A 24,204-nucleotide genomic window follows, 5' to 3' on the forward strand; every position below is an offset into this window, starting at 1 on the left:
AACACGATCTAACCTTGATCATGCTTCAGGGCTAGCAGTTACGATCAATGCGTAAGTTATTGAATTTTAATTATTATGCGGATTTCAGGCAAAAAAAAAGCGAGTCCCTTAGGAACTCGCAAAAATCTATTCAGTATGATGTAACAAAATATGAGCCAATCTATTAATCATAAGAAAGGACAAAGGTTGTCTATTCGGGATAAATAATAATCAACTGGATGCGTTACATTGTCAGAACTTTGTCAGCGTTAGGTGCGGTTTTAATCAACACCGAATGTGTTCAAACTATCCATTCATCGACCGTAAATAGCGGCTTGTTGCTACTGAGTAATGGCGAGTTATTAATGGCCAATTGCCATCTCATCGAGCGCCAGAAACACATTCTCGTCCAAATGACCTTCGTGAACTTGTTTACACACTTTACGACGTACAGCCAAACCAGAAATCAAACGTTCAATGGACAGGTGTCGGTTACTGGTGCTATCACGATCGTTGTACAGCTCAATCAAACGACTCAGTGTTTCGTATGGGATAACATCCTCCCCTACTCTCAACCAATCAAGCTTCTCAATGAGCTCTGAGCACTCTTCTTTGATTGAGGCATGTGAGTGCCCTGTCATAGCAGATAAAGCCGTTATGCTGCGTTCTAGAGCCTCTGCGGAGGTATATTTAGATAGAGTAATCATGATCTCATCAGCGTTGATCTCAACAGAGTGTTTACGCTGCTTAACTCGACGTCCCAATTTGCCTCTTGGCGACGGAGCTTTACGCTGAATTGGCTCAAACTCACCATCGATAATCTCAGACAGCTCTTCCAGCTTCTGCTTAGACACCATCTCGTTACGCAGTGGGTTCGGTAACGTTGGTGCCATATTACGCTTACCAGCGTTAGTGGTACGCGCTCTTGAATAACGTAATACTTCTTCGACGTTACATTTAATATCAACCTGATAATCGGTGGTTTTACCTTTTTCGATCAACGCAGTGATCGTCAAGTGATAGCCCCAAAGGTTCACCAGGAAGGTATCTTCTTGATCCTCTACTTCGCCCAATTTTCTGAGTTCGCGGATCAAATCCATCGAGAAACGACGCCAATCGATATTACGAGCCAACTTCTGGTTCAGCTCGCTCAGTAACATACAATCTGAGTGGCGACGTGCCATACGGCTTCTAAAGTACGAATACATTTGGAAGACCAAGGTATGTTGCTTAAGGATTTCTGGCGGGAACAGGAAGAAATAGTCACGCGTCAGGAGCTCTTCATAGAACGACGGTTCCCAGACAAGGATATACAGGTTCGGTTTAATGCGAATTTCGCCATCAGAGCCCTCTGTAGGCGCTTCTTCCGATGCCGTAATGGTTCTAGCTAAGAATCGGAAACGATCACTCTTGAAGCCTTCTGGCATGTTCTCGCTAAGCCAACGACCCGTAAGCTCGTGCAGTTGGAAATCCGTAAATTCGATACGATCAATACTGTCACGGATCGAATCACGTGCAGGACCGCTGTCTTTCTTGCCACGCAAAGACAAAATATCAGTGATATAGAGTGGTGTTTTGTTCGGTGTGTGTTTAGCGTCTAGATGATAATCATCTTGGTGGTGATCATGATATTGAACAGTAAGCGTGAATAACGCGAACAGCGTCATCAAATCGTCAACCGTCATGATGTTTTTAGAAGATCGTGTCTCGATCACTGCTCGAGTGCCAGAGATCGAAACCATAGATTTCTGGTAGCTCTTACGTGTTCTAGGCGGCGCCAACGCTTGATCAATAATCCCCGCCCAATTGGTTGGCGAAACAATAAATTGGTCCGCTTCGTCTTTCATCGTCGGGGGTGTATTCAGTCCGTGTTCATTCAGTAAGCGTTTGTTTACTTTGGTTTGAGCTAGCGCTTTAGAACGCTTCTGCTTTTCATTTTGCTTCACGCTTTCTGTGACTAAGCTGGTAGCACCCAGCACCGATATCAATTGATTTGGGTTCACAAAGCGATGCAACATGGTTTTACCTGCAAGGCCTTCTTCAAAACGAACGGGAATTTGTTTGAACAGGCCAATATTTACAGCGGCTCTTAGCCTTTGTTGCAAGGCCGCACGAGTCACTTGACCATCTGTTGATTCAATGATCTCTGTGGTGGAGACGTATCCATCTTTGCTACTAAACCCACGCAGTGAAATTAGGTTAAGAAGTTCAACGATGCTTTTGGTGACACCTTTGAAGTGTTGATATTGCTCTATCCATGCAACGGCTGTTTCAGAGACCTCAAATAAATGACCATCTTTATGGCTTCGTGCCTTAATTAACAATTTTTCTTCTGGTTTCATTTTTGATCCGTATCACACTAACCGTAATTTCACTATAGTTCCTGAATGATAAAGAAAGAATGATCATAAATAAAGAGAATTTATTGGCTTTTAAATAACTGATCTTTTTGATTAATATGATCTTAAATGATTAAGTGATCTAATGATCTGGGCGTGGATTTGCTTTTAAGCTTATGAATTATAAGAATTAAAATAAATTCACTTGGAAAGCATGATCATAAAGAACCCGAAACTATGATCATTAAATCAAAGAAAGCATGATCACAGAACCGCAGAACTATGATCATTAAGTCATTGTAAGCATGATCATTATCGGTTCGAAAGCATGATCATTATGCTTATACAGCTTATCCACAGCCCGTAATTGATCATGTTGTTCCAAGTTGCTTCTAAGTCACCTATGTGGATATTTTTGACTGCCAATTCTTCGGAACAATGATCAAGTAATGAGCCTTTTATATCGTTCCTCCCCTTTGATGTTTAAAGTTTAATCGTTATTGGTTAGATAATCACTGGTTGGGGACTGTTAGCTCGAAACATAATAAATCAGGAAGCATGATCATGAAATTGCCATGTTTCTGTATTTCTAATCCGTGTAGATTGAATTTCTAAGCGATGAGGCCTTGTAGAGCTTGAATCCCCATTGCAAAAGCATTTGTCCGTAAGCTAGCTCTAAATTTATATGCTTCCGGAACGATATTTACTTGATCATTTTTCCGTGAGTTGATCATTTCTAACATGCATTTACTCAGATCAATATTGACGAGTTTGAGCCTTGATCATGCTTCACGATTTGGTCTTATCAATTATCTAACGGTTGATGTGTTCCATGATCATTCTTCCGGGCAGGTTACAATCCTCTTTCGTTTTATGACGCTCGATTTTTACTTCGACTTTGAATTTGTTATCCATTTAGTCTGTTTAGTTATTTTTTATTGAAAATCTGACAAATTCGAATACAAATCACACCAACCGTAATCTATGGTTGTATTCCAATCGTTCCGAAGTTTTTTATCTAAAAATATATTTACATTGTAAATAAGTGACGATGTAACATTTTAAATGTAGACCGGAAATAACACTGTTAGCGGTGTTAATAATAGGAGTTTTTGTGTTCATCTAAGTCAATGTTTCATCAAAATGTAAAAATACAGTCTATTTTATGTGATTTTACTCATAAATGCATGTTCATGTTTTTGTTGTGTTTGGTGTAAATAGCTGTACAATTTGTGCTTAGTTAATCATTACGGAAACTGGCAATGAAAAGAGAACAAACGATTGATAAGCTCTATCAGCTGGCCGAACAAACTCAACAAGTTCAGGCTGACCGAATTGAGATTATTCTGGAAGAGCGAAGTGATGAACATTTCCCTCCAATGTCTAAAGCTATGATGGAGACACGTTCAGGCTTAACTCGTCGAAAATTGGATGAGGCAATCAACAAACTTGAAGCGGATGGTCATCAGTTTACAAAGAACAACGCCAATCATTACTCGATTTCATTGACCGAAGCTCACATGCTGATGGACGCGGCTGAAGTACCGAAGTTCCACCAACGTAAGCAGCATGTCGATAACAAACCATGGGTTATTAACGTACAGAACCAAAAGGGTGGTACGGGCAAATCAATGACAGCGGTTCACCTAGCGGCTTGTTTGTCTCTGAACTTAGATAAGCGCTACCGTATCTGTTTGATTGACTTAGATCCACAGGGTTCTTTGCGTCTGTTCTTAAACCCACAAATTAGCGGTGCAGAGCACGACAGTATCTATTCTGCAGTTGATATCATGTTGGACAACGTGCCAGAAGGCCAAGATGTTGACCTTGAATTTTTGCGTAAGAACGTACTTTTACCAACACAATATCCGAATCTAAAGACGATTTCGGCGTTTCCAGAAGATGCTATGTTCAACGCTGAAGCGTGGCAAAGCCTATCTCAAGATCAGTCACTTGATATTGTTCGTCTTTTAAAAGAGAAGCTTATCGACAAAATTGCTGATGATTTTGATGTGATTATGATTGATACCGGCCCGCATGTAGACCCTCTAGTGTGGAACGCAATGTACGCATCGAACGCTCTTCTGATTCCATGTGCTGCCAAGCGTTTGGATTGGGCTTCAACGGTTAACTTCTTCCAGCACTTACCAACCGTGTACGAGATGTTCCCGGACGACTGGAAAGGGCTCGAATTTGTTCGTCTAATGCCGACGATGTTTGAAGACGATAACAAGAAGCAGGTATCAGTATTAACTGAGATGAATTACTTGTTGAATGACCAAGTCATGATGGCAACGATTCCAAGAAGCCGTGCTTTTGAAACCTGTGCAGATACTTACAGCACAGTTTTCGACCTGACGGTTAGCGATTTTGAGGGCGGTAAGAAAACTCTAGCCGTTGCTCAAGACGCGGTGCAAAAAAGTGCTCTAGAATTAGAGCGAGTATTACATAGCAACTGGCCTTCACTTAATCAGGGATAACAAAAATGGCAATTAAAACATCTGACTTAAATGCAAAGCTATTTGGTAAAGCAAACAAACGCCGCGTAGCAACACCTCAAGAAGCGCAAACAGCAGCAAAAGAACAGGCTCAAGTGATTGAGCTTTCTGTTGCTGGCGAAGAATTGGTTTCATTTGAACTCGTTCGAATCCCTGCGGCTGATGTAGCAACTCAAACGGTCGTTTTCGAAGAAAATGCTCGTGAGCAATCTTTCTTAAACGAGCACGCGCTTTCTGATGTTCTTACAACATTGAAAGAACGTGGGCAGCAATACCCAGCGGTTGGTCGTAAAAACAAAGACGGTAAGATTGAAGTCCTTGATGGTAGCCGCCGTCGTATGTCGTGTATTTTGGCTGACAAAGAGTTCCTTATCTATGTTGCTGAAAACATTAACGGCGAACACGCTAAGTTCCTATCTGATGTTGCTAATGCTCATAAACCGCTTTCTCTGTACGAGAAGGGTAAAGAGATGCAAGCGAAGTTAGATAAAGGCGAAGCTGAAGACCAGAAAGCACTAGCGAAAATGTTCCAGTGCAGTGAAGCTTTGGTGAGTGGCGCATTGAAAGCGGCGGCTTTACCTCTTGAACTGCTACAAGCTTACCCAAATGTGAGCGATCTTGGTCGCCCAACAATAGTTAAGCTACACAAACAATTTGGTGGCCTGACTGGCGAACAGCAACAAACATTACTGACTAAGTGTGATGCTTCGGAAGGTTTTGTATGGCAGCGTAGTGAAGCGCAAGGTGTTACGCGTTTAACTAAAGACGTTACTGAGACTTTAGAAGGTTGGATTCTTGAATTGGCACCTGCGCCAGCGAAGAAAGCTTCTCCAAAAGTTGAGCTTATTAAAGGCCGCGCTTCATACAGCCGTAAGGGTTCAAACTTGGCGTTAAACCTTAAGAAAGTGGATGATGCGACAATGGAAGAGATTTTAGCTTTCGTTCAATCGAAGCTCGACTAAGTCGACGACTTTCCATTACTACTCTAAAGCCGCATTATGCGGCTTTTTATTTGGCTGTGATAAACTGTGTCTAGATGAATCTGGATGCTAACTATGACAAACCCAACCAACTCTTTTCTACATACACTTTCTGATGTTGCTCAACATAATGATCACCGTTACGGCGTGGTCTTTAATGGTGATGTCGATTGGCAAAACACGGCTATTTCAACTTTCTTTCAAGATAAGAACGTTAAATCCATTTTTCAGATTGGCGGTGTCCCATTCGACGATGTGACGCATGCTCCGGTTAAAAAGGGGCAGCAACTTCTGGGTCGTGAATGCCAGGTTCTTGTTTGCGATTTTAGAGAACAGTTTGACGCGAATGGGTTCAGTGCAGCATTGGGATCGTTGGTGGGTGGCGGTTTGTTGTTGGTGCTGCCACCAAACGTCAATGAAGCTGAAGAGAGTGGGAGTACTCGCTTTGGTCAACGTTGGTTAAAGGGGCATTTCGATAAGCTCATTTCTGTTTCACAAACGAATGAAGCAGGTGATGTTACTCAAGCGAGTAACGCATTCCCCAGAAAACAAAACGCTGAAAACGGATTGGATAGATTTGAACAGCAAAAGACGGCAGTAGAGTTAGTTAAGAAAGTAGTCTTTGGACATCGAAAGCGTCCTTTGATTCTCACTGCAGACAGAGGTCGCGGCAAGAGTTCGACATTAGGTATCGCAGCAGCACAGCTTTTAGTTGAACGTCACGGGTTCAATATCATTGTTACCGCTCCTTCTGTTAAAGCGGTCGAGCCGGTATTTGTTCACGCAAGCCAACGACTAGACCCTTGTGAGATTATCAATGCTACTCACATTAGCCATCAAGGTGGCAGCCTAAGATTCGTCGCACCAGATGAATTACTTAAATCTAAACCCGATTGCGACCTACTATTGGTTGATGAAGCGGCTGCTATTCCAATCCCTATGCTCAAATCCATGGTCGGTATTTATCATCGTATGGTTTTCTCAACCACGGTACACGGTTACGAGGGCAGTGGACGAGGGTTTGGAATTAAGTTTGAATCTTGGCTTTCTATACATCGCCCTGGTTGGAAAGGTTTTAAGCTCGAACAACCTATTCGTTGGAGCAACAACGACCCATTAGAAGATTGGTTGTTTGATTGCTTCCTGCTTGGTAATGACGAATCGCTAAGTGACTCGGCGTTTCATAAGTTAGAAAACCTTTCTGGTCAGACAATCAGCCAGTTAAATTTAGTTGAACTATCAAAAGCAGATTGCTTGGCTAATCCACACAAGTTGCAACGATGTTTTTCTCTTCTTGTCGATGCTCATTATCAGACGTCGCCAAATGATTTAATGCAGTTTCTCAACAATCCAGCAATCCACTTGTACGCGGCATGGCTGCAAGATGAATGCTTAGGTTGTATGTTAGTCATTGAAGAGGGTGGTTTAGATACAGATTTGATTACTCAGATTCAAATTGGAAAACGCAGGCCTCAAGGACACCTTGCTCCCGTGTTGCTAGCAAACCAACTAGGCTGCACACAAGCGGCGACCAGTCGTTGCCTTCGAGTGATGCGCATTGCAGTTTCAACTCGTCATCAAGGTTTGGGCATTGGCCGTTGGATGTTGGCTAAGTTATCAGAGCAAACCAGCCAAGCGGATTATCTGGCAACAAGCTTCGGTGCGACTAGTGAATTGATTTCTTTTTGGCGTGATAACGATTTTGTACCCGTTCATATTGGCCACCAGCGCGATCAGGCAAGTGGCTGTCACTCGGTATTGATGGTTAGGCCACTCGGTATTGATACTAACAATTGGGTCGCTCAGGTACAGTTTCAGTTTGAGCAAAGCTTTTGCTTCCTCGTTTCTGGTTCTTTAGCTTCTCTTGAGGTTGATATGGTTCGTGCCTTGTTACCTACTAACTCATTGGCAACCAGTTGCCAAGCAAGCAAATCAGTCCCGGTTAGTGAGTTGGAAATTAAGTTGCTCAGCAATTATGTAGAGGGTGGGAACAGTTACGACAGTATCGGTTTCATCGCGTTGAAATTAATTCTAGCGGTTAACACTCAACTATCGAACACGCTTGCATCTCCATTATTAGACCAACCAATTAAGCCCGTTCGACAGCATCATAGTGATGATTGCTCGGCTATATCTGATTTGATGATTGCAAAAATAGTTCAGCAGAAAGGTTGGGGGGCTTGTATTGAGCAACTCGATCTTGTCGGGCGTAAGCAGGCTGAAGTTCAGCTTCGACGAGATATCTCGATCTTATTGTCTAATTTACAGTGTAAATAGACGGGACAATTTTCCAAATTAATTTACAGTGTAAATCCAAAATGGCGATTTACACTGTAAACTGAAGCCTATCTTTTGTTTGTTTTCTTCTTCTTCTTCTTCTTCGGTTACTGACTTCTAAAACGTATCCTCAGCTTATTGGCTTGACCTAAAATTTTATATCTACCCAGCAGCCCGAGAATCTGAAAGTGCCATATAAGTGTTTTGAATCTGAACGTTGGTCTAATCAACTCAGGCAAACCGAATCTAGGCCTACTGATTTACGTTTCAATAGAGATTTTCGCCATCGCTCTTATCGAGTATTTGTGTGGTGTTTTCATCTGAGGCTTTCCTTTCACCTCCTAATTCAAAGCGTATTCATGCTCTACTTTTTGTTGTCATCTTCTAGAGCTCCATTCCAAAACTGCCTTAAACAATTGCGGATTCGGATTGTAAAGGTGAGCCCGCTCATAAAATGCGTGTGTCTTATTTCTGAGTCATGTTTGCACAATCGAAAGTAAGTGATGTGACGCTGATTATTATAATGTGGTGATTTTAAGCTCAGAACGAATTATATAGACTGAATAACAACTGAGTCATTAGGGATACTCGATTCGAATGTGGGACAACATTGTTACATTGTCAGAAGATAAGCTGCAGGTGGTTGCTCGTTTGCCATCTGGATTTGTAGTCGACGCAAGCTTTGACAACAAGACATTACCACCAGCCTTGGAAGCTTTGAACGCGTCTAACTATTTTCTTTTCGAAGAAGAGGTACTGCGCTTTGTTACTCTTTCTAAAGAAGGCAAGGGTGAAGCTTATGAGGGAATCTTGATTGCCGAAGTTCGTCATGCCAGTGTCGCGGTCGAACTGTCTGACGATGAGATGCTTGCGAGTCTTGTTGTGACGGGACCCCATAATGGACATCCGCTGCGTGGTAGCGACATCATTCACTGTTTAGCCCAAGCTCACATAACAAAGGGAATTAATAAGTTAGCACTCAGAAAAGTACTGATGATGAGTAACAAGCTTAAACCCGGTGAAAAGTTTACTCAACCTGTCGCGAAAGGGACGCAACCAGTAAAGGGCAAAGATGCTAAGTTTGCCGCTTTGGTTGAAGACATTACTCGTCAAGTATTGAAGCCTCGCAGTAAAGACGAGGGCAAGATTGATATGCGAGACTTGGGGCAAACCATTACTGTTGGTCAAAATGATCACTTGATGAAGCGTACTCCCGCGACCAAAGGTATCGCTGGCTTTACCGTCCAAGGTCGAATTATCCCACCGCTCCCTGGACAAGACAGTTTAATTAAGCCTGGAAAGGGCACCTACATCTCCCCTGACGACCCCAACTTATTACTCGCTTCATTTCCTGGGTTACCCATAATCAAAGATCGAACCATTGAAGTAGATGACGCTTTGTGTGTTAGCAACGTAGATGTGTCAACCGGACACGTCAAATTTAAAGGCAATGTATTTGTCTCTGGAAACATTGAACCGGGAATGATCGTTAAAGCGACGGGTAGTGTTACCGTTGGTGGCTTTATTGAATCGGCAGAAGTCCAAGCTCAGGGCGATATCAAAGTTGCGAAGGGGATTATCGGTCACACGACCAAAGAGGGTGAGCCGAAAAGCTGCAAGGTGTTTAGCAAAGGTTCTATCACAGCAAGCTACGCGCAGAACGCCGAGCTCCAAACCGCCACCGACCTTCGACTTGGTGTGCACAGCATGAGTAATGACATTCGTTGTGGTAACAACCTTATCGTAATGGATAGTTTGAAGAAGCACGGTACGCTTAGTGGCGGGGAAGCTAGAGTCGGTGGGAAAGTGGAATGTGTCTTTTTAGGCGTAGAAGGAGATACCGCAACCAAGGTACACGGATTTGCACGCTACGATGGTTACCGACAAAAGATAGCTGAGCTGAAAGAAACTTATAAACACGCTCAAGAACAGACCATGGATGTGATTCGCCAAGAGCTCGAATTTAAGAAGCGACCAAAAGCAGAAAGAAGCGAAGAGCAAGCGTTAAAAATTGAGCAGCAGCGAGAAAAGAACAATCTCGCGATTGAAAACACTAAGTCGCAGTTGGACACACTCGAAGCGGAGTTTGAAACTAGTCTTGCCGAGTGCACAGTCGAGGCACACGAAAAGGTGTATACCCGGGTGACGATTCAATTTGGTGATGAGACAGTTACCACCAAGCGAACTCATGGTGGCAGTGTTTTCTCGTTCAATCAATACGAGATTCAATGTTCATTCAAGATGGAACAAGAAGATATCTCATTGTAATTGAATGACTCTGCAATTGACCGACACGTTCTTTTTTACTCATTAGAACAAACAAAAAAAGGGGGAGCTGATGCTCCCCCTTTGCTTTTTACTGATATTGATTTAGTTAGATTCTTTAAGTCACATGAGCGCTTTAACTTGCTGCTCTTACCTTGCCTTGCTTCAAGTCTGACAGAACTTGTGCTTTCGGACCGTCGGCAATAATGCTGCCTCTCTCCATCACAATCACTCTATCTACAATGTCCAACATCGATGTTTTGTGGGTGATAAGAATCAATGTCTCGCTTGGCAATAACTGGTTGAGTTGATGTTTGATGTGCATCTCTGAGCGGTTATCCATCGCACTGGTCGGTTCATCCATCAACAGCACGGGTGGGCGACCTAGGAATGCTCTGGCAATGGCAATCGATTGACGCTGGCCACCAGAGAGCAAAGCACCGCCTTCACCGACTTGACGTTCTAAGCCGGCTGGATCTTGCTGAGTAAAAGCGGTCACGCCTGCGCGGTTGGCTGCATCCATCACATCACGGTCATCGACCAACGGGCGGCCTAAAGTAATGTTGTCTCTTACCGAGCCGTAGAACAGGTTACTGTCTTGCGGTACACAGCCTATATTGCGTCGTACGTCGACATGATGCAGTTGTTCCATATCTGTGTCATCAATACGCACATGGCCTTCTGTGGGCTTGTATAGGCCCATAATCAGACGTTCTAGCGTGGTCTTACCGGAACCAATTCGACCAATGATCGCTACTTTTTCACCGGGTTTAATATTGAGGGTTAAGTCTCTAATTGAAGCGACTGGAGAGTCTGGATAGTGGAACGTCACTTTATCTAGTGCAATATGACCCTGAATAATTGGGCGGTGAATGTAGCGCTTACCTTCTTCCTGCTCATCAGGCATCGACATTACTTGTTCAATCAAAGTCATTGATGACTTTGCTTGGTTGTAACGCGTAGAAAGCAATGAAAGTTGAACAAGAGGGCCAATCGCACGCCCGCTCAACATGGTCGCAGCAATCAAGCCACCCATAGTGAGTTCACCTTCTGCGATGAGGTACACACCAAAAATGATCATACCTACATTGGTACTTTGCTGAACAAAGCCGGCGGTATTTTGGATGCTGTCAGTGATACGACGACTCTTGATATTCCAGTTTGCCATATGCGCAACCGCTTCTTCCCAACGGAATTGAAACTGACTTTGCGCGCTGAATAGCTTAACGGTTTCTAGCCCTGCTAAACTCTCAATTAAGTTCGCGTATTTCTGAGATGCAAGACGAGAGCCTTCTTCAATAGTACGACGCAGTGGGCCTTGGATTAGCAGTGCGTAGATGACAAGGATGACCACACCAGCGACGGGAACAAATACAAGGTTGCCAGCCATTAACCAGATTAATGCCAAAAACATCAGTGCAAATGGTAAGTCGATTAATGAACCAATAGTTGCTGAGGTGAAGAACTCACGAATAGATTCGAACTCTTGCAGGTTTTTAGCGAAAGCACCGACCGAAGCTGGCTTTGCTTCCATACGAATCCCCAGCACCTTACTGAAAAGCTTAGATGAAATTAGGATATCGGATTTTTTACCCGCAACGTCAATGAAGTAGCTGCGCATTAACTTCAAAAGCAAGTCGAATAAGAAGACCACAAAGATACCACTCGCCAGCACCCATAGGGTTTCAAATGCGAGATTGGGTACCACTTTGTCGTACACCAAACGAGTAAACATCGGTGCCGCAATGGCGAAGATGTTGATCAGAATGGATGCAATCAACACGTCACGATAGATGTTTTTGGATTCCCAAATGGTGCTCCAAAACCAGTGACCTTTGCGTGTTTTTAGAACCTCAGGTGAACGTTCATCATAACGGAATTGCTTTTTTACCAAGAAGTAGCGGCCGATGAATTGTTCTTTCAATTCTTCGATAGGAATGATGATTGGCACCATGCCGCTTTCCGCTGTAATAATTTCCGCTTCTTGTTTTTCTACATCGATGCTGTTGAGAACACATGCCTCACCCTGTTTGAGAAGCAGAACAGCAGGCAGAATCAGGTGAGGGATATTTTCTAGGTCGGAACGGTTTTCTTTCGCCACTAATCCCGCTCGCTCCGCAGAGCGAGGGAATAGGAAAGGGGTTAGCTTTCCATCGGATAGTGGTAGCCCATTGATCAACGCCTCGGGCGAATTCGCTAACCCGTAATATCGGCTAACGTAGATCAGTGAGTTCAATAGTGGATCTTGCATGCGATATAACCCTTACAACTATTTATCAACAATGAAGCCTTGGAACACTTCTACGTAGTTATCAGACAGGATATCTAGCTGAGTCTGAGTTTCTATTCGAGACGCAATGGTGGTTATGCCTAGGTTGTGAGCGGTTCTAGAGATCGACGTTAAGGTGAATTTCTGTTTTTCGTCATCAAGGTTGTGGGTAAACAGGTAATCTAGCTTCACATAGCTAGGGCGGTATTCGTTGATGTAATCCAATGATTGGAAATTACGTCCGTAGTTGTCGACACCAAACACTGCTTCAGCATTGCGAATAGTGTTACACAGTAGTGCCGTGTAGTGCGGAACGTTGATGAAGCAGTTTTCTGGAATCTCAAAGTGCAACAAGTGAGCGATTGAGGCATTGTGTTCAAGAGTTTTTCCGATCCAGCGGATGAAGCTCGGCTGAGAAATACTGCTCGGCGAGATATTAATAGCTACTGGGCTCGTTACTTCTTTCGCATTCAGTTTCTCTATCATCTTCTCGATAACGTATTGGTCGAGAATATGGCTCATTTCCAACTGTTCTAGTGCATATAGATATTGGTTTGCACCGTAACGAACACCCTCTTTTTCAATCGCAGAGAACACTTCTTGGTGATATGTTTTGCCAAAGCTATTGTTTGCTGCTTGCAGACGGAAGGTGACAAGGTCATTGATGATCGCTTCTTCAACCAACATACGCCATTGTTGTTTGCCCATCACAGCGCCATGATCGTCTGCCGTTACGTAGCCGTATGTCAGTTCACGATTCGCCTTCGCACTTGAGAGCGCATTATCGACCAGCGACATGATTTCGGTACTGGTTTTACGCGTGTTGCTGTATGTCACACCTAATGCGATGTGTGGATTCGCCATACCTGTTGGGTCTGAACCTAGGTTTTGAATACAGTTTACGATGCTGTCAGCGACAAGTTTAATTTCGCTTTCATCAATGTTTGGCATAATGAAGCCAAATTCATCACTAGAAATACGGGCGATGGTGATATCTGGCGATGAAATTGAAGCCTGTAACTGTTCAGCCAGTTGATGAACCAAGGCATCACCTTCTTGGTAGCCTTTTTCGTCGTACTCTTCACTAATAAATTCAGCTTTTAGCACGGCTAAACCACCCAAACTAGATTCTTCTAACCATTGAGTTAATTGAGACATGTAGTAAGCGCGGTTACCTAGCTGAGATACAGGGTCGATATACGCTCTTTCACGCAGCTTTTGAGCTTCTTTCGCTTGGTTTTTAAAGGCCAGTTCAACTTGGGTCGACATGTGGTTGATACCGTCGACAACCAAGGTGAGATCTTTTGTCTTCGGACGAGCCAATGGTTCACCAAACTGATTCTTCGCTATTTGATCCATCTTAGTAATGATCAACGAGAGCGGGCGTAATGCGCGTTTAAGGATCCAAGAGATAGACACTAGACCCAATAGAAAGATCGAGCTAAAGATGGTTAACAAGCGGATGAATGCTTGCCAAAGTTGATCGTAGGCAGGACCAGGGTGACTGACGATTTCTACCTCTGCAAGTTGCATCCAGCCACTGGTAATCACGCGGCGGTCATGAACTGGCTCAAATAGATTGAGGTTGGTAAACCATTCCGGTACCCCGGTTGGCTTTACAGGGTATGAACGGAGAATGTCATCTCCGGTGTCTAGAAAAATCAATCGCACGACGGAATAAGAACTGCCATCAAATAGGGCGTTGATAACAGACTCCACTGCCACCTTGTCCTTTTCTTCTAGGTAAGGGGCGAGAGCCAGTCCAACAGTATTAATGGTATTACTTACCTCAGAGCGTTGCTGCTCCTCTAAGTATCCACGGGTGGTATTGAATTCGATCATAAAAACTGACGTCATCAGCAGTATGAATACTGCAACCATCCCGACCACAAGCTGTTTATATAAAGTCATTGTACCTACTCATCGTAATTGATAATGGGTTTGTTTAAATTTAGAGAGCGCTCACGAGAACGTAGGTCGTTCCATAAGCTCAATCGTGAAGATTTCCCTGCCAGCTTACCGCTGCCTGCTGCCGACTTAATTAACCAAAGGTTTTTACCATTGAAACTGTATATCGGTCGCAAGTCTCTGCGCTGAGAGCCGCGTTTTATTTCAGGGTTTAAGTTATCCAAAATTAGTGGTTCTGCACTGGGTGTTGAGTAGTACGCCAACACCATATGGAATTGGTTTAACTCAAGTGCTTTTACGTACACCAATCGTAATTTCTTATCTGGGACGCCGAGCTCAAGTAAAGAGAAGTATTTTGCGATAGTGAAGTCTTCGCAATCACCCGCGTTGCTGCCTAAAAACTCCAGTGGTGTCGCCCAGTAGTCATTTTTTCCCCACAGTATGTTGTCATCGACAAAGTACATTTGGTTGAAGAACTGGTTTACCGAATCCAGCTTCTCTTTTTCACTTAACCCTTCGTATGACGTCATATTCGAGCGCCATGTCGCCACTCGTTTGCCGGCTCTTTCCCCGTAGGTTGAAGTAACAGCGTCTATCCACCTTTGATCGCTCTTGTTGAGCGCCACAGAGGTAAAAGAGGTGAGGACCAACAAAAATAACGAAATCCGAGATTTCATAACCTTTGCTCTTGTCTGTTCACTGTGTACTGAAAGGCGTTATTAAGCATCAAACGCCCTTATTCTTTCAGTGCGTTGTTTTGAGCGCTTAATATTGGCTTCAACATATACTCAAGTACGGTTCTCTTGCCTGTGATGATATCGACAGAGGCGGTCATTCCCGGAATGATCGGTAGCTCTTCGTTGTGTCCAAAACTGTATTTATCGGTACGTACACGCACGATGTAGAAGCTGTTGCCTTCTTCATCTTGAGTGGTATCGGCGCTGATGTGTTCTAGTACACCTTCTAAACCGCCATATTTTGTGAAGTCATAAGCACTAAATTTAACAATAGCGGTCAGTTCTGGGCGTAGGAATGCGATATCTTGCGGAGCGATTTTAGCTTCAACCAATAGCGAGTCTTCAGTCGGTACAATTTCAACAATGTCCATACCCGGTTGGATAACACCACCCACGGTATTGATACCTAGTGTTTTGACTGTACCTGTTACGGGAGAGACAACTACGGTGCGGTTTACTCGGTCTTCAAGGCCAACTGCAGACTCCGTCAATGCAGAGAGCTTATCTTGTGCTTGGTTCAATTTTTCTTGTTGTTCGGAACGGAAGTTGAGTGCAGCATCAATACGGCTGAGCATCGCTTCTTTGATTGCTGAACGTAGAAGAGGGACTTTGAGTTCGCTTGAGGTCATTTCTCGGCGAGTGTCGTTGACTTGTCGTTGAAGCTTAAGTAATTCAATTCTTGGTACTACCCCTTCATCGGCAAGAGGTTTGGTGATATCCAGTTCTTGGCGAGCAAACTGGTAGCTCTGTTTTAGGTTACGAACACGTGCCTTAATTTCGATAAGGTCTTGTTGCTTTTGTTCAACCTGTTGATCAAAAACGGAAAGTTGGTTTTTTAGGTTATTCAGGTCTTGACGATATTCGGCTTTTTGGCGACTAACCAGTTTCGGTTGAAGCTCGTAGAACTTTGGAGGAAAGGCGAGCTTACCGTAGTCGAGTAACACACTTTTTTTCCATTCTTTTACAGAGAACTCTTCGTTAATGACGACACTGGTCAGTGAAGCGGAAAGCATCAACACGTTGGCGGTTAAGTTCGCCACTTGTTGTTCACGTTCGCGGAAGTCAGAACGAAATCGAGTGTCATCGATTAACAGTAGTTGTTGGCCTTTTTGAACACGTTGGCCTTCTTTAACCAAGATCTCTTTAACCAAGCCACCCTCAAGGTTTTGTACAACTTGTATTTGGGAAGAGGGGATGACTTTACCTTGGCCAACGGTGACTTTATCGATCTCAGCCCAAGCGGACCACCCAATAACAGCAATAAAAAACAGAACAATCATCCATAACATAATACGCGCACTGGTGGGCGTATTGAGTAGTAATGCCGCTGTTTTATCATCGACATACTCAAGTTCGGTTTCGTTCAATTTGCTGAAATTTTTCTGACTCATAACAGTCCTTGTTCGCTAAATAAAAGTGCAAGCCTATTGAGTGTATTCTTACTTTTGATAAATGTTAAGATTTTGCTCCTTTAAATCTTTGAATTTATATATTTTTATTACTTATTGGTTCTTGAAATCTGTTTTGTCCAATTGGTGCTTTCTCAGCTTGTCATACAATGTCTTTCGCGACACTTGCAGCTCTTGCTGCATTTCTTTTAAACGCCCTTGATGGCGATGTAGCGCCTCAATTAAGATAATTTGTTCAAAGCGATCAGTGCGTTGGTTCAACGACAATTGTTGCTCCTCTATGCTCACATCACCTTCATTCTCATCACTTTGTTTACCAGTATCGCTGTCGAGCGACGGCTGCTTAATTTGAGTCAGTACTCTGAGTTCGGCATGTTGGCGAAGCTGGCGAATGTTTTCCGTCCAATGAGTCGCAATGAGTCGTTGAATCTCTTTTTCTCTAATGACAGGGGGCGGCAGCTGATATCGACTTGCCGCACCACGAGCAAAATGCTTAAACAATGAGCCAATATCTTCGGTTCGTTGCGCCAAGGTTAACAAATCAAATCGGCGAAACTCACCTACAATTGTAGTTGGAACTATTGTGGTTGCGATAATGATACAGGTTGCATTGGTCTTGCATGAATTTTCACGAAGTAGAGTGGGTTTTAGAGCGGCTAACCAGTACCATTGTTCTGAAGTTAACGTTTCTGTTTCATGGATATACAGTGTTCCGCCCTGATGTTTGTTGAATAATTGCATAACAAAGTGATCAAACGTAGCTTGGTTATTGCGCGGCAAGTTGAACGCAGCGATAGGGAACAGTTCCGCGGTTTGATGGCTGTGCAGATCGTGCGTGTACTGTGCTGTGACCCTTTTGCCTGTCCCTAGATCGCCGACAAACAGTAGAAGAGGGTGAATTTTGGTGTCTAAGGTGATCAGTTCTCGGCGTAATGCCTGCATTGATGGCGATTGACCAATCAGTTTTGGTCCGACCTGATTCTGCATCGCCAACTCTTTACGCAGTAGGTTGTTTTCTTCAACTAAGGCGAGCTTATCTGCGGCTTTCTTTATTGCAGTGAGTAGGGCATCGACCACAAACGGTTTTTCTAGGAAATCATAAGCTCCGGCTTTCATTGCGGATACTGCTGTTTGCACGTCACCGTGTCCGGTAAGTACGATGATCTGAAAATGAGGGTTTTGACTCAGTAACTTTTGCGTTAATTGAATGCCATTCATCACCGGCATGTGAATATCGGTGATGACGATTCCGGCTTGCGTTGTATTTATCTTCTTTAACGCCTCAATAGCATTGGGAAAGCAGACGATATCGATGCCTTCAATGAGCATGGCTTGTTCTATGGAGTCTCGGATTGCGGGTTCATCGTCGACAAAATAGAGTTTAGGCATAGAGTGCAAAAGTCGAGTCCTTAACAGTATGTGAGGTTAACAGCATGTGAGATTAGCTGTCTGTAAAATTCATTTTCTAATCAACAATAATAACGACATGTCAGCCCTTATCGTTATATAACGGGATGTTTAGCGAGAATACCATGCCTGAAGGCTCTAATCGGTTCGCGCTGATTGTGCCGTGATACGCTTCAATAATCCGTTTCGATATTGAGAGCCCTAGCCCTAAGCCTTCCGGTTTAGTGGTAAAAAACGGGTCGAACAACTGTCCTAATTTTTTATCCTGTATGCCAATTCCGTTATCCCAAATGAGCAGCTGACAAGAGTCATGATGCAGCTGCCATTCGATGCCTATCTGTGGGCTAGCCTGTTGGTCAACGCTTTCCAGGTTTTGTTGCTCCTGCAATACTTTCTGTTCAAGAATTTGCTGTTGAAGCGCTTGAGTTGCGTTGTGAATCAGGTTAACCAGCACTTGTTCGAGCTCGGTTGGGTGAATCGCAATATCAATGTTGTCAGGCACTGTGCTTAGCCTTAGCGTGATGCCTTGCTTGATCATTAACGCACTAAGAATACTGGTCGCGTTGTTGATCGACTGATGCAGGTTTGCCACGTGATGTTCTTGCTTGGCGACCTTGCGAGTGAAGACTTTAAGACGCGCGATAATCTCAGTAATCGAGGTATTCAAAGCAATCATTTTATTGAGATTGCTTTTGACCAAATCAGTCCGTTCCATTTCAAGCAGTTTTAAGCTGTTCTCACTGTATGTTCGAAGGGCAGCTAGTGGTTGGTTGATTTCGTGGTTAATGCTGGCTGACAGCTCACCGAGTACTGCTAATTTAGCGGTTTGAGTCAGTTCTTGTTCTGTCTGTTTAAGCTTGAGTTGCGATTCTTGATACTGAAAAAGGGTTTGTTGCAGCTGTTGATTGGATTGCTTCAAGTAGTGAGTGCGTTTATCTACGGTTTGCTCTAGGTTTTGGTTGAGCCGGGTTAACGCCACTTTTGCTATGTAGGTTTGACGCCACGACCAAGCAATGAGCATCATCAAGCTGTAAATAACCACAAAGATGACATCGATCTGCAGTACTTTTATAAGCTCAGCTCTGGTCTCTTTTAGGGCGACCACTTGGTACTGATTGTTACTGACGGCTGCTGGGTAGAGATTGAAAGTGCCAAGTTTGAATAGTTGGTTGGTTGTGAGCTCTTTTTGAATGTTGTTAGGTTGAGCTGATTGCTTTTCCTTGTCTGAGGTTGAAGAACGAAAGGCTTCGATGATCGAAATTTCGCTTTGACCGTATTGGCGTTGAAGTGCGATATCGGTTTGTTGCTGCTGAGTTAATGGCAACAATGAATGGTAAAGCCACGGAGCTTGGCTCGATAGAAAGACTACTTGGTTAGAGTCGAGTACCACTATCTCAAAGTCGTCGCTGGTTAGGATGCTTTCGAGGTTTTCTAAACTCACTTTTACGGTGATAACCCCAACAATGTCATTTTCAACATACAGCGGTGAAGATAAAAAGTAACCGCGTACATTCGAGCGGGCACCCAGTGCGACATAGTGCGTGTTGTTGCCTTGAATTGCAGAAGCAAAGTAGGGGCGAAACGAGAAGTTTTCACCCACAAAGGTACGAGGTTTTTGGTAATTACTGGAAGCGACCACAGTACCACTCGGGTCATGAATATAGATGGTGTCAGCTTGGCTTTGATTCGACCATTCAAACAACAATTGATTGAGCTGCGCAGCGGAAATCTTGTCTGTTTGTGGTGTTGAGTCAAAATAAGAAAGCAAGCGAGGGTCATGGCTGAGTAAATCCGGGATCTGTTTGAATTTATCCAGTTCAGAATCAATTTGTAGGTTCGCTTTATTGGCGGCTTCATTGAGTTGTTGGGTGACGATTTTTTCTTGAAATTGTACTGCCATAAAGTGGGTTGCGGTCAGCCCTGCTGCTCCCAATAATAATGAGAATAAAACAAAAGGAGTCATTAGGTTAGGCAGTATCTTGGTCACTTGGATCTCAGTTTGTAATCGGTTTGTATAAAGATTATCAATATGATTGATTGAGTACCGAGATCTTGTTAACACCGAACACCTTCTGTGAGACAAAACCATGGCTTAGACTTGTGTTTCAAAGGATTACAGCGCAAAATCACAAAAAATTGAAAGGAGCAACCAAATGGAACTGACAGATATTCGTCGTGAATACGCTAAGGGTGGATTGAGACGTAAAGACTTGGCCGCAGACCCGATTGAGCAATTCAATCTATGGCTAGAGCAAGCCATTGAAGCTAAGTTGACGGACCCTACTGCCATGACAGTTGCTACGGTTGATGAAAATGGTCAGCCATTTCAACGAATTGTTTTGCTTAAGAATGTCGATAAAGATGGTTTCGTTTTTTACACCAACTTAGGTAGCCGCAAAGCGCACCAGCTTGGGCACAATAGCAAAATCAGTTTGCACTTCCCTTGGCATCCTCTTGAGCGACAAGTTCATATTACGGGTACGGCTGAAAAGCTAACGGCAATGGAAAATATGAAATACTTTTCGTCACGTCCAAAAGAGAGCCAACTGGCCGCGATTGCAAGCAAGCAAAGTAGTCGTATTTCTGCTCGTGGCATTTTGGAAGGCAAGTATCTGGAGCTTAAACAGAAGTTTGCGAAAGGAGAGATTCCGGTTCCTTCTTTCTGGGGGGGCTTCCGAGTTCGCGTGGATAGCATTGAGTTTTGGCAAGGTGGTGAGCACCGCTTGCATGACCGTTTCTTGTTCTCACGCCAAGACAACAGCTGGGATATTGATCGCCTAGCGCCTTAGGCTTATCTATCTTCAGTCGTTTACATCGAATAGAACATACAAAAATACCGCTGACTTGGTGATTTGAAACATCAAGCAGCGGTATTTTTTGTCTGTTCATTCCCAGATTCATCGATGAGTTGGTCATTCAACTTTATTCAATTTATCTATCACTGTGCAGAACAACGGAGATCTGTTTATTGAGCAGAGTTTCTGGGATCACGGAGCCTAAGCCCGAGTCCAATGCATACTCAATCAATTGGCTTTTGCTACGGGCATCGAATTTTTGTTTCAATCTCGCGACATGACCTTCGACCGTTTTGATTGAAATATCTAACGTAGACGCAATATATTGAGGCTTCTTGCCGAAAAGCAGTAAGAACAACACCTCCGATTCTCGCGAAGTTAGCCGCTTTTGAAGCTTAGACACGCGCGGCTCTGACCCCGCAAGTGATGCTTGATTACCTTTCGCTCCTGTTGCCTGACAAACCCAGTGGCCGACTTCTAAGATCGCAGTATCAGTGAGCTCTTGTCCATAAAAGATAGTGCCTTGGACATTGCCGTTATCATCAAACCAAGGGGTTTTGGTAAAAATATGGGCGTGCCAGCGTCCGTCTGGATAGGGGTGAATATCGAGGATTTTAAGGGTACTGCGTGTATCCATCACATGTTTATCTTGAGCTCTGAAATCTTGCGCGCACTCAATGGTTTGGCTGGGCATGTCGAAGTCGGTCAGGCCAGTACAAGTCTCATCGGGTTTTAAGCCAATCAATTGGTTGTAGGCGAGGTTTGCGTATACGAAGACCGAATCAGTATCTTTGCAGCCCCAGCAGCCTGGAAGTTGTTCAAATAAAGAACGATGTATGGAGTTGAATAGATCTGGCAAGGTTTTATCTCGTGATCAGAGGTATAGCAATAGTATCAGTTTCTTATAGCGCTGCAATGGCAATTAGAGTTTGTACTCTGTTCGAAAAATAGGGCGGTGAATGACAGTTAAACGGATTGTTGATTAACTACTTCAATCACGGAGAATTGGTGGGCAGAAAGGGTGATAAACAGGCAAAAAAAAGCCAGCCTGAAGAGGGGCTGGCTAAAGACAAGATATGCCTTGTCGACATGTAGAAGATTTTCAGTTTAATTTACGAGGGTCGTGCAAACTAAACTGAGGCATCAATTTGATACCCAGAGTGACTTACTACTCTATCGACGAATCTACTCCTAGGAATGCTTATGCATAAGGGGGGAATTCCCCCATAAATGCTGCTCAATGTGATAATTGAGAACTTAGAGTAAATATTTGAGATTCTGAGTCGGTAATTGAAAGCCTACAGCTCTCGTACTACCCGGAATCCTAGATAGTTCGCTGCCGTTGAAGGCGGTACGTAAAGTTCGTTAAACACTTTTGCTTCTTCTGGAGAGAAGCTCCACGCGCCACCTTTCGCTAAACCTTTCTGAATGGTTGTCCATTCCCATACGTTACCCACCATGTCGTAGAAGCCTGTTGGTGTTGGCAGAAATGATTTAACCGGAGATGTGCTAACGTTTGACCAAGGCGTACCCGCCCAGCCAGTATTGGCCTTACCTGAGCGGAACTCGTTGCCCCACCAGAAGTTAGTGTCTTGACCTGCTCTTGCTGCAGCTTCCCACTCTTGTGGTGTAGGTAAACGGTAAGTGAAGCCTGTGTTTTGAGATAACCAACGCGTATACGCTTTTGCATCATTCTGGCTGACACATACAACGGGTGAGTTATCTGCTTGTTTAAAGCCAGGGCTCTGCCAGTCATTGTCTGAAACGGTTGTGATCTCTGCATTCACGAACGTATCGCAGGTGTTCATCAGCTCTGCGTCTGTTTGGTAGCCAGTGCTGTCTACAAATGTTCTAAAGTCTTGAACACGTGTTGGTGTTGCGGCTAATGCAAACGGCTGTGTGATCGTCACTTGTTTTGCGTTGTTTTCACCGAGTAGGTAGCGACCTGAGCCGACAACAATCATTTCAGGGCTCTGAATGTTGTTTCCCATTTGGTCGGCAAATTTGGTACCAACATTCAATGTATTCTGTTTGGCTTGTAATACTGCTCGTAGGTTGTGATCGCGGGCTATCTTCAGCTCTTGGTGGAAAGAAAGGTAGCCCTCCTTCTCGATCGTGACCATGTGTTGGCCTGTCGGTAACATCACTTCAACGGGTGTGCTGCCATAGTTCACGCCGTTGATAGAAACCTTGTCTTTGTATTGATTTGAACGAACCACCAAGTTAACCCAAGCGACTTCTTTTTGCTGGTCGTTGGCTTGTTGTTCGCTTTGAGTGAAACAGTTTGATGACTGAATACCAAGCAGACGACAAGGTGTGTTTTTATCTGGACGAGTTTCAAGGTTGGCCGCAACCACCGCTCGATAACGGTTATCTTCAGAGAAGCCCGAGGATTTCACTTTGTGTTGCAGAACGTGAATATTCAGTGAAGCAGACGCAAGGTGCTCTTTCACTGTTTTCGATTCGGTCGCGTTGTTTACAAGGCTGTGCTGGAATTGTTTTACCGCTTTTTGAAGTGCCAAGGTCATCGTTTGGTCTGAACATTGAGCCAGTGTCATATCGTTGCTGCAACGGTTCGTAAAGCTAACGGTTTGCTCTTCCGTCTGAGTGATCTCGTTTCTGAGTCGCTCAGCTCTTGCTCTTAGCTTGTCTTGGTTCAGATTATCGATTGAAGCTTCTTTCGTCGCTTTCTCTGTTTGGATAGCCTCAAGCTCCATCACCAAGCCTTGCTGCTTCTGCTCTGAGTCTGAAATCGCAAGCTTGCCTTCTTTTACTGTTTTCCAAGCGTCTTGGAAGCGATTTTGAGCAGGCGAGATATCGAAATCGGGCTCATCAATCATGCGCGTGTAATCTTGTTCTAGGCTGGCTTTTGCCTTTGCGAGTGTTAGCTCTGCTTGAGCCGATAACTTGGCTAGACGCGCTGTTTGCTGCGCTTGATTGTCGACTTCATTTTGTTTGTTAGCTACTTTCTTTTCTACAGCCGTTAAGTCGGCATGCTTTTCGAAAAGTGAGCTTTCAATGTCGCTGACAGAAGATGCGATCGCTGGTGGTGTCGCCTCAGCGAAAACAGCAGGAGTCATTAGGCAGGGAGCAAGTGCAAATAGTAGAGTAGGAAGACCTTGGCGCATGATGGGCTACTTCAATCGTAATTTAGGTTAATCGAATATTCTAAACGAAAACGCCATTTCGTCTGCAGCTACTGTTTATAATGATCAAACAAGGTTATAACGACCATACAAGTTTATAACGATCATACAATTTATAACTATCAACAAAATGGCGAGTATTCATTCAGCTTTGTGAAATAGGCACGGCTATCTTAATTAGATATTCATATCGGA

Annotated in this window: 14 protein-coding genes; 5 read left to right on the forward strand and 9 right to left on the reverse strand. The window is 43.9% G+C overall.

The window, feature by feature from the left end; translation table 11 throughout:
• Window positions 1-341: 341 nt before the first annotated feature.
• Window positions 342-2,321: a replication initiator protein RctB domain-containing protein gene (locus BCU75_RS10750; protein ID WP_102473833.1), complete on the reverse strand. Its 1,980-nt coding sequence runs from the start codon at window positions 2,319-2,321 to the stop codon at window positions 342-344.
• Window positions 2,322-3,580: 1,259 nt separating this feature from the next.
• Here BCU75_RS10750 and BCU75_RS10755 point away from each other — a divergent pair.
• The 4 genes from BCU75_RS10755 to BCU75_RS10770 all read left to right on the forward strand — a co-directional run bounded on the left by BCU75_RS10755 (window position 3,581) and on the right by BCU75_RS10770 (window position 10,341).
• Window positions 3,581-4,798, forward strand: a complete 1,218-nt coding sequence (locus tag BCU75_RS10755; RefSeq protein WP_004732566.1) for a ParA family protein — start codon at window positions 3,581-3,583, stop codon at window positions 4,796-4,798.
• Between the two features lie 5 nt (window positions 4,799-4,803).
• Window positions 4,804-5,778 carry a ParB/RepB/Spo0J family partition protein gene (locus BCU75_RS10760; RefSeq protein WP_004732564.1) on the forward strand — a complete coding sequence of 325 codons (975 nt, stop codon included), beginning with the start codon at window positions 4,804-4,806 and terminating at the stop codon, window positions 5,776-5,778.
• Window positions 5,779-5,871: 93 nt separating this feature from the next.
• Complete coding sequence (locus BCU75_RS10765; RefSeq protein WP_102473834.1) at window positions 5,872-8,073, forward strand: GNAT family N-acetyltransferase; 2,202 nt, start codon at window positions 5,872-5,874, stop codon at window positions 8,071-8,073.
• A gap of 597 nt (window positions 8,074-8,670) precedes the next feature.
• Complete coding sequence (locus BCU75_RS10770; protein ID WP_102473835.1) at window positions 8,671-10,341, forward strand: DUF342 domain-containing protein; 1,671 nt, start codon at window positions 8,671-8,673, stop codon at window positions 10,339-10,341.
• Window positions 10,342-10,474: 133 nt separating this feature from the next.
• Here the strand turns inward: BCU75_RS10770 and BCU75_RS10775 are convergent, their stop codons facing one another.
• The 6 genes from BCU75_RS10775 to BCU75_RS10800 all read right to left on the reverse strand — a co-directional run bounded on the left by BCU75_RS10775 (window position 10,475) and on the right by BCU75_RS10800 (window position 20,055).
• Window positions 10,475-12,589: a type I secretion system permease/ATPase gene (locus BCU75_RS10775; RefSeq protein ID WP_102467088.1), complete on the reverse strand. Its 2,115-nt coding sequence runs from the start codon at window positions 12,587-12,589 to the stop codon at window positions 10,475-10,477.
• Window positions 12,590-12,607: 18 nt separating this feature from the next.
• Entirely contained in the window at window positions 12,608-14,518 is a 1,911-nt protein-coding gene (locus BCU75_RS10780; protein WP_076674522.1) for a bifunctional diguanylate cyclase/phosphodiesterase, read from the reverse strand.
• 5 nt (window positions 14,519-14,523) lie between these two features.
• On the reverse strand, window positions 14,524-15,192 hold the full coding sequence (locus BCU75_RS10785; protein WP_102473836.1) for a transglutaminase-like cysteine peptidase: 669 nt from the start codon (window positions 15,190-15,192) through the stop codon (window positions 14,524-14,526).
• A 59-nt stretch (window positions 15,193-15,251) separates the two neighbouring features.
• Window positions 15,252-16,643 carry an HlyD family type I secretion periplasmic adaptor subunit gene (locus BCU75_RS10790; protein ID WP_102473837.1) on the reverse strand — a complete coding sequence of 464 codons (1,392 nt, stop codon included), beginning with the start codon at window positions 16,641-16,643 and terminating at the stop codon, window positions 15,252-15,254.
• Between the two features lie 111 nt (window positions 16,644-16,754).
• Complete coding sequence (locus tag BCU75_RS10795) at window positions 16,755-18,050, reverse strand: sigma-54-dependent transcriptional regulator (protein ID WP_102473838.1); 1,296 nt, start codon at window positions 18,048-18,050, stop codon at window positions 16,755-16,757.
• 100 nt (window positions 18,051-18,150) lie between these two features.
• On the reverse strand, window positions 18,151-20,055 hold the full coding sequence (locus BCU75_RS10800) for a sensor histidine kinase (protein ID WP_102473948.1): 1,905 nt from the start codon (window positions 20,053-20,055) through the stop codon (window positions 18,151-18,153).
• Between the two features lie 166 nt (window positions 20,056-20,221).
• Between BCU75_RS10800 and pdxH the strand changes: the two genes are divergently transcribed.
• The gene (pdxH, locus tag BCU75_RS10805) at window positions 20,222-20,857 is read left to right on the forward strand and encodes a pyridoxamine 5'-phosphate oxidase (protein WP_076674514.1); all 636 of its coding nucleotides are present in this window, start codon (window positions 20,222-20,224) and stop codon (window positions 20,855-20,857) included.
• A gap of 142 nt (window positions 20,858-20,999) precedes the next feature.
• On the opposite strand, the gene BCU75_RS10810 is transcribed toward pdxH, so the two are convergent.
• Together BCU75_RS10810 and BCU75_RS10815 are read right to left on the reverse strand one after the other, a co-directional pair.
• Window positions 21,000-21,722: a helix-turn-helix transcriptional regulator gene (locus BCU75_RS10810; RefSeq protein ID WP_076674512.1), complete on the reverse strand. Its 723-nt coding sequence runs from the start codon at window positions 21,720-21,722 to the stop codon at window positions 21,000-21,002.
• Between the two features lie 439 nt (window positions 21,723-22,161).
• Window positions 22,162-23,991, reverse strand: coding sequence for a formylglycine-generating enzyme family protein (locus BCU75_RS10815; protein WP_102473839.1), 1,830 nt, complete (start codon window positions 23,989-23,991; stop codon window positions 22,162-22,164).
• Window positions 23,992-24,204: the final 213 nt, after the last annotated feature.

The organism is Vibrio splendidus, from assembly GCF_002873455.1.
Classification (GTDB): Bacteria; Pseudomonadota; Gammaproteobacteria; order Enterobacterales; family Vibrionaceae; genus Vibrio; species Vibrio splendidus_J.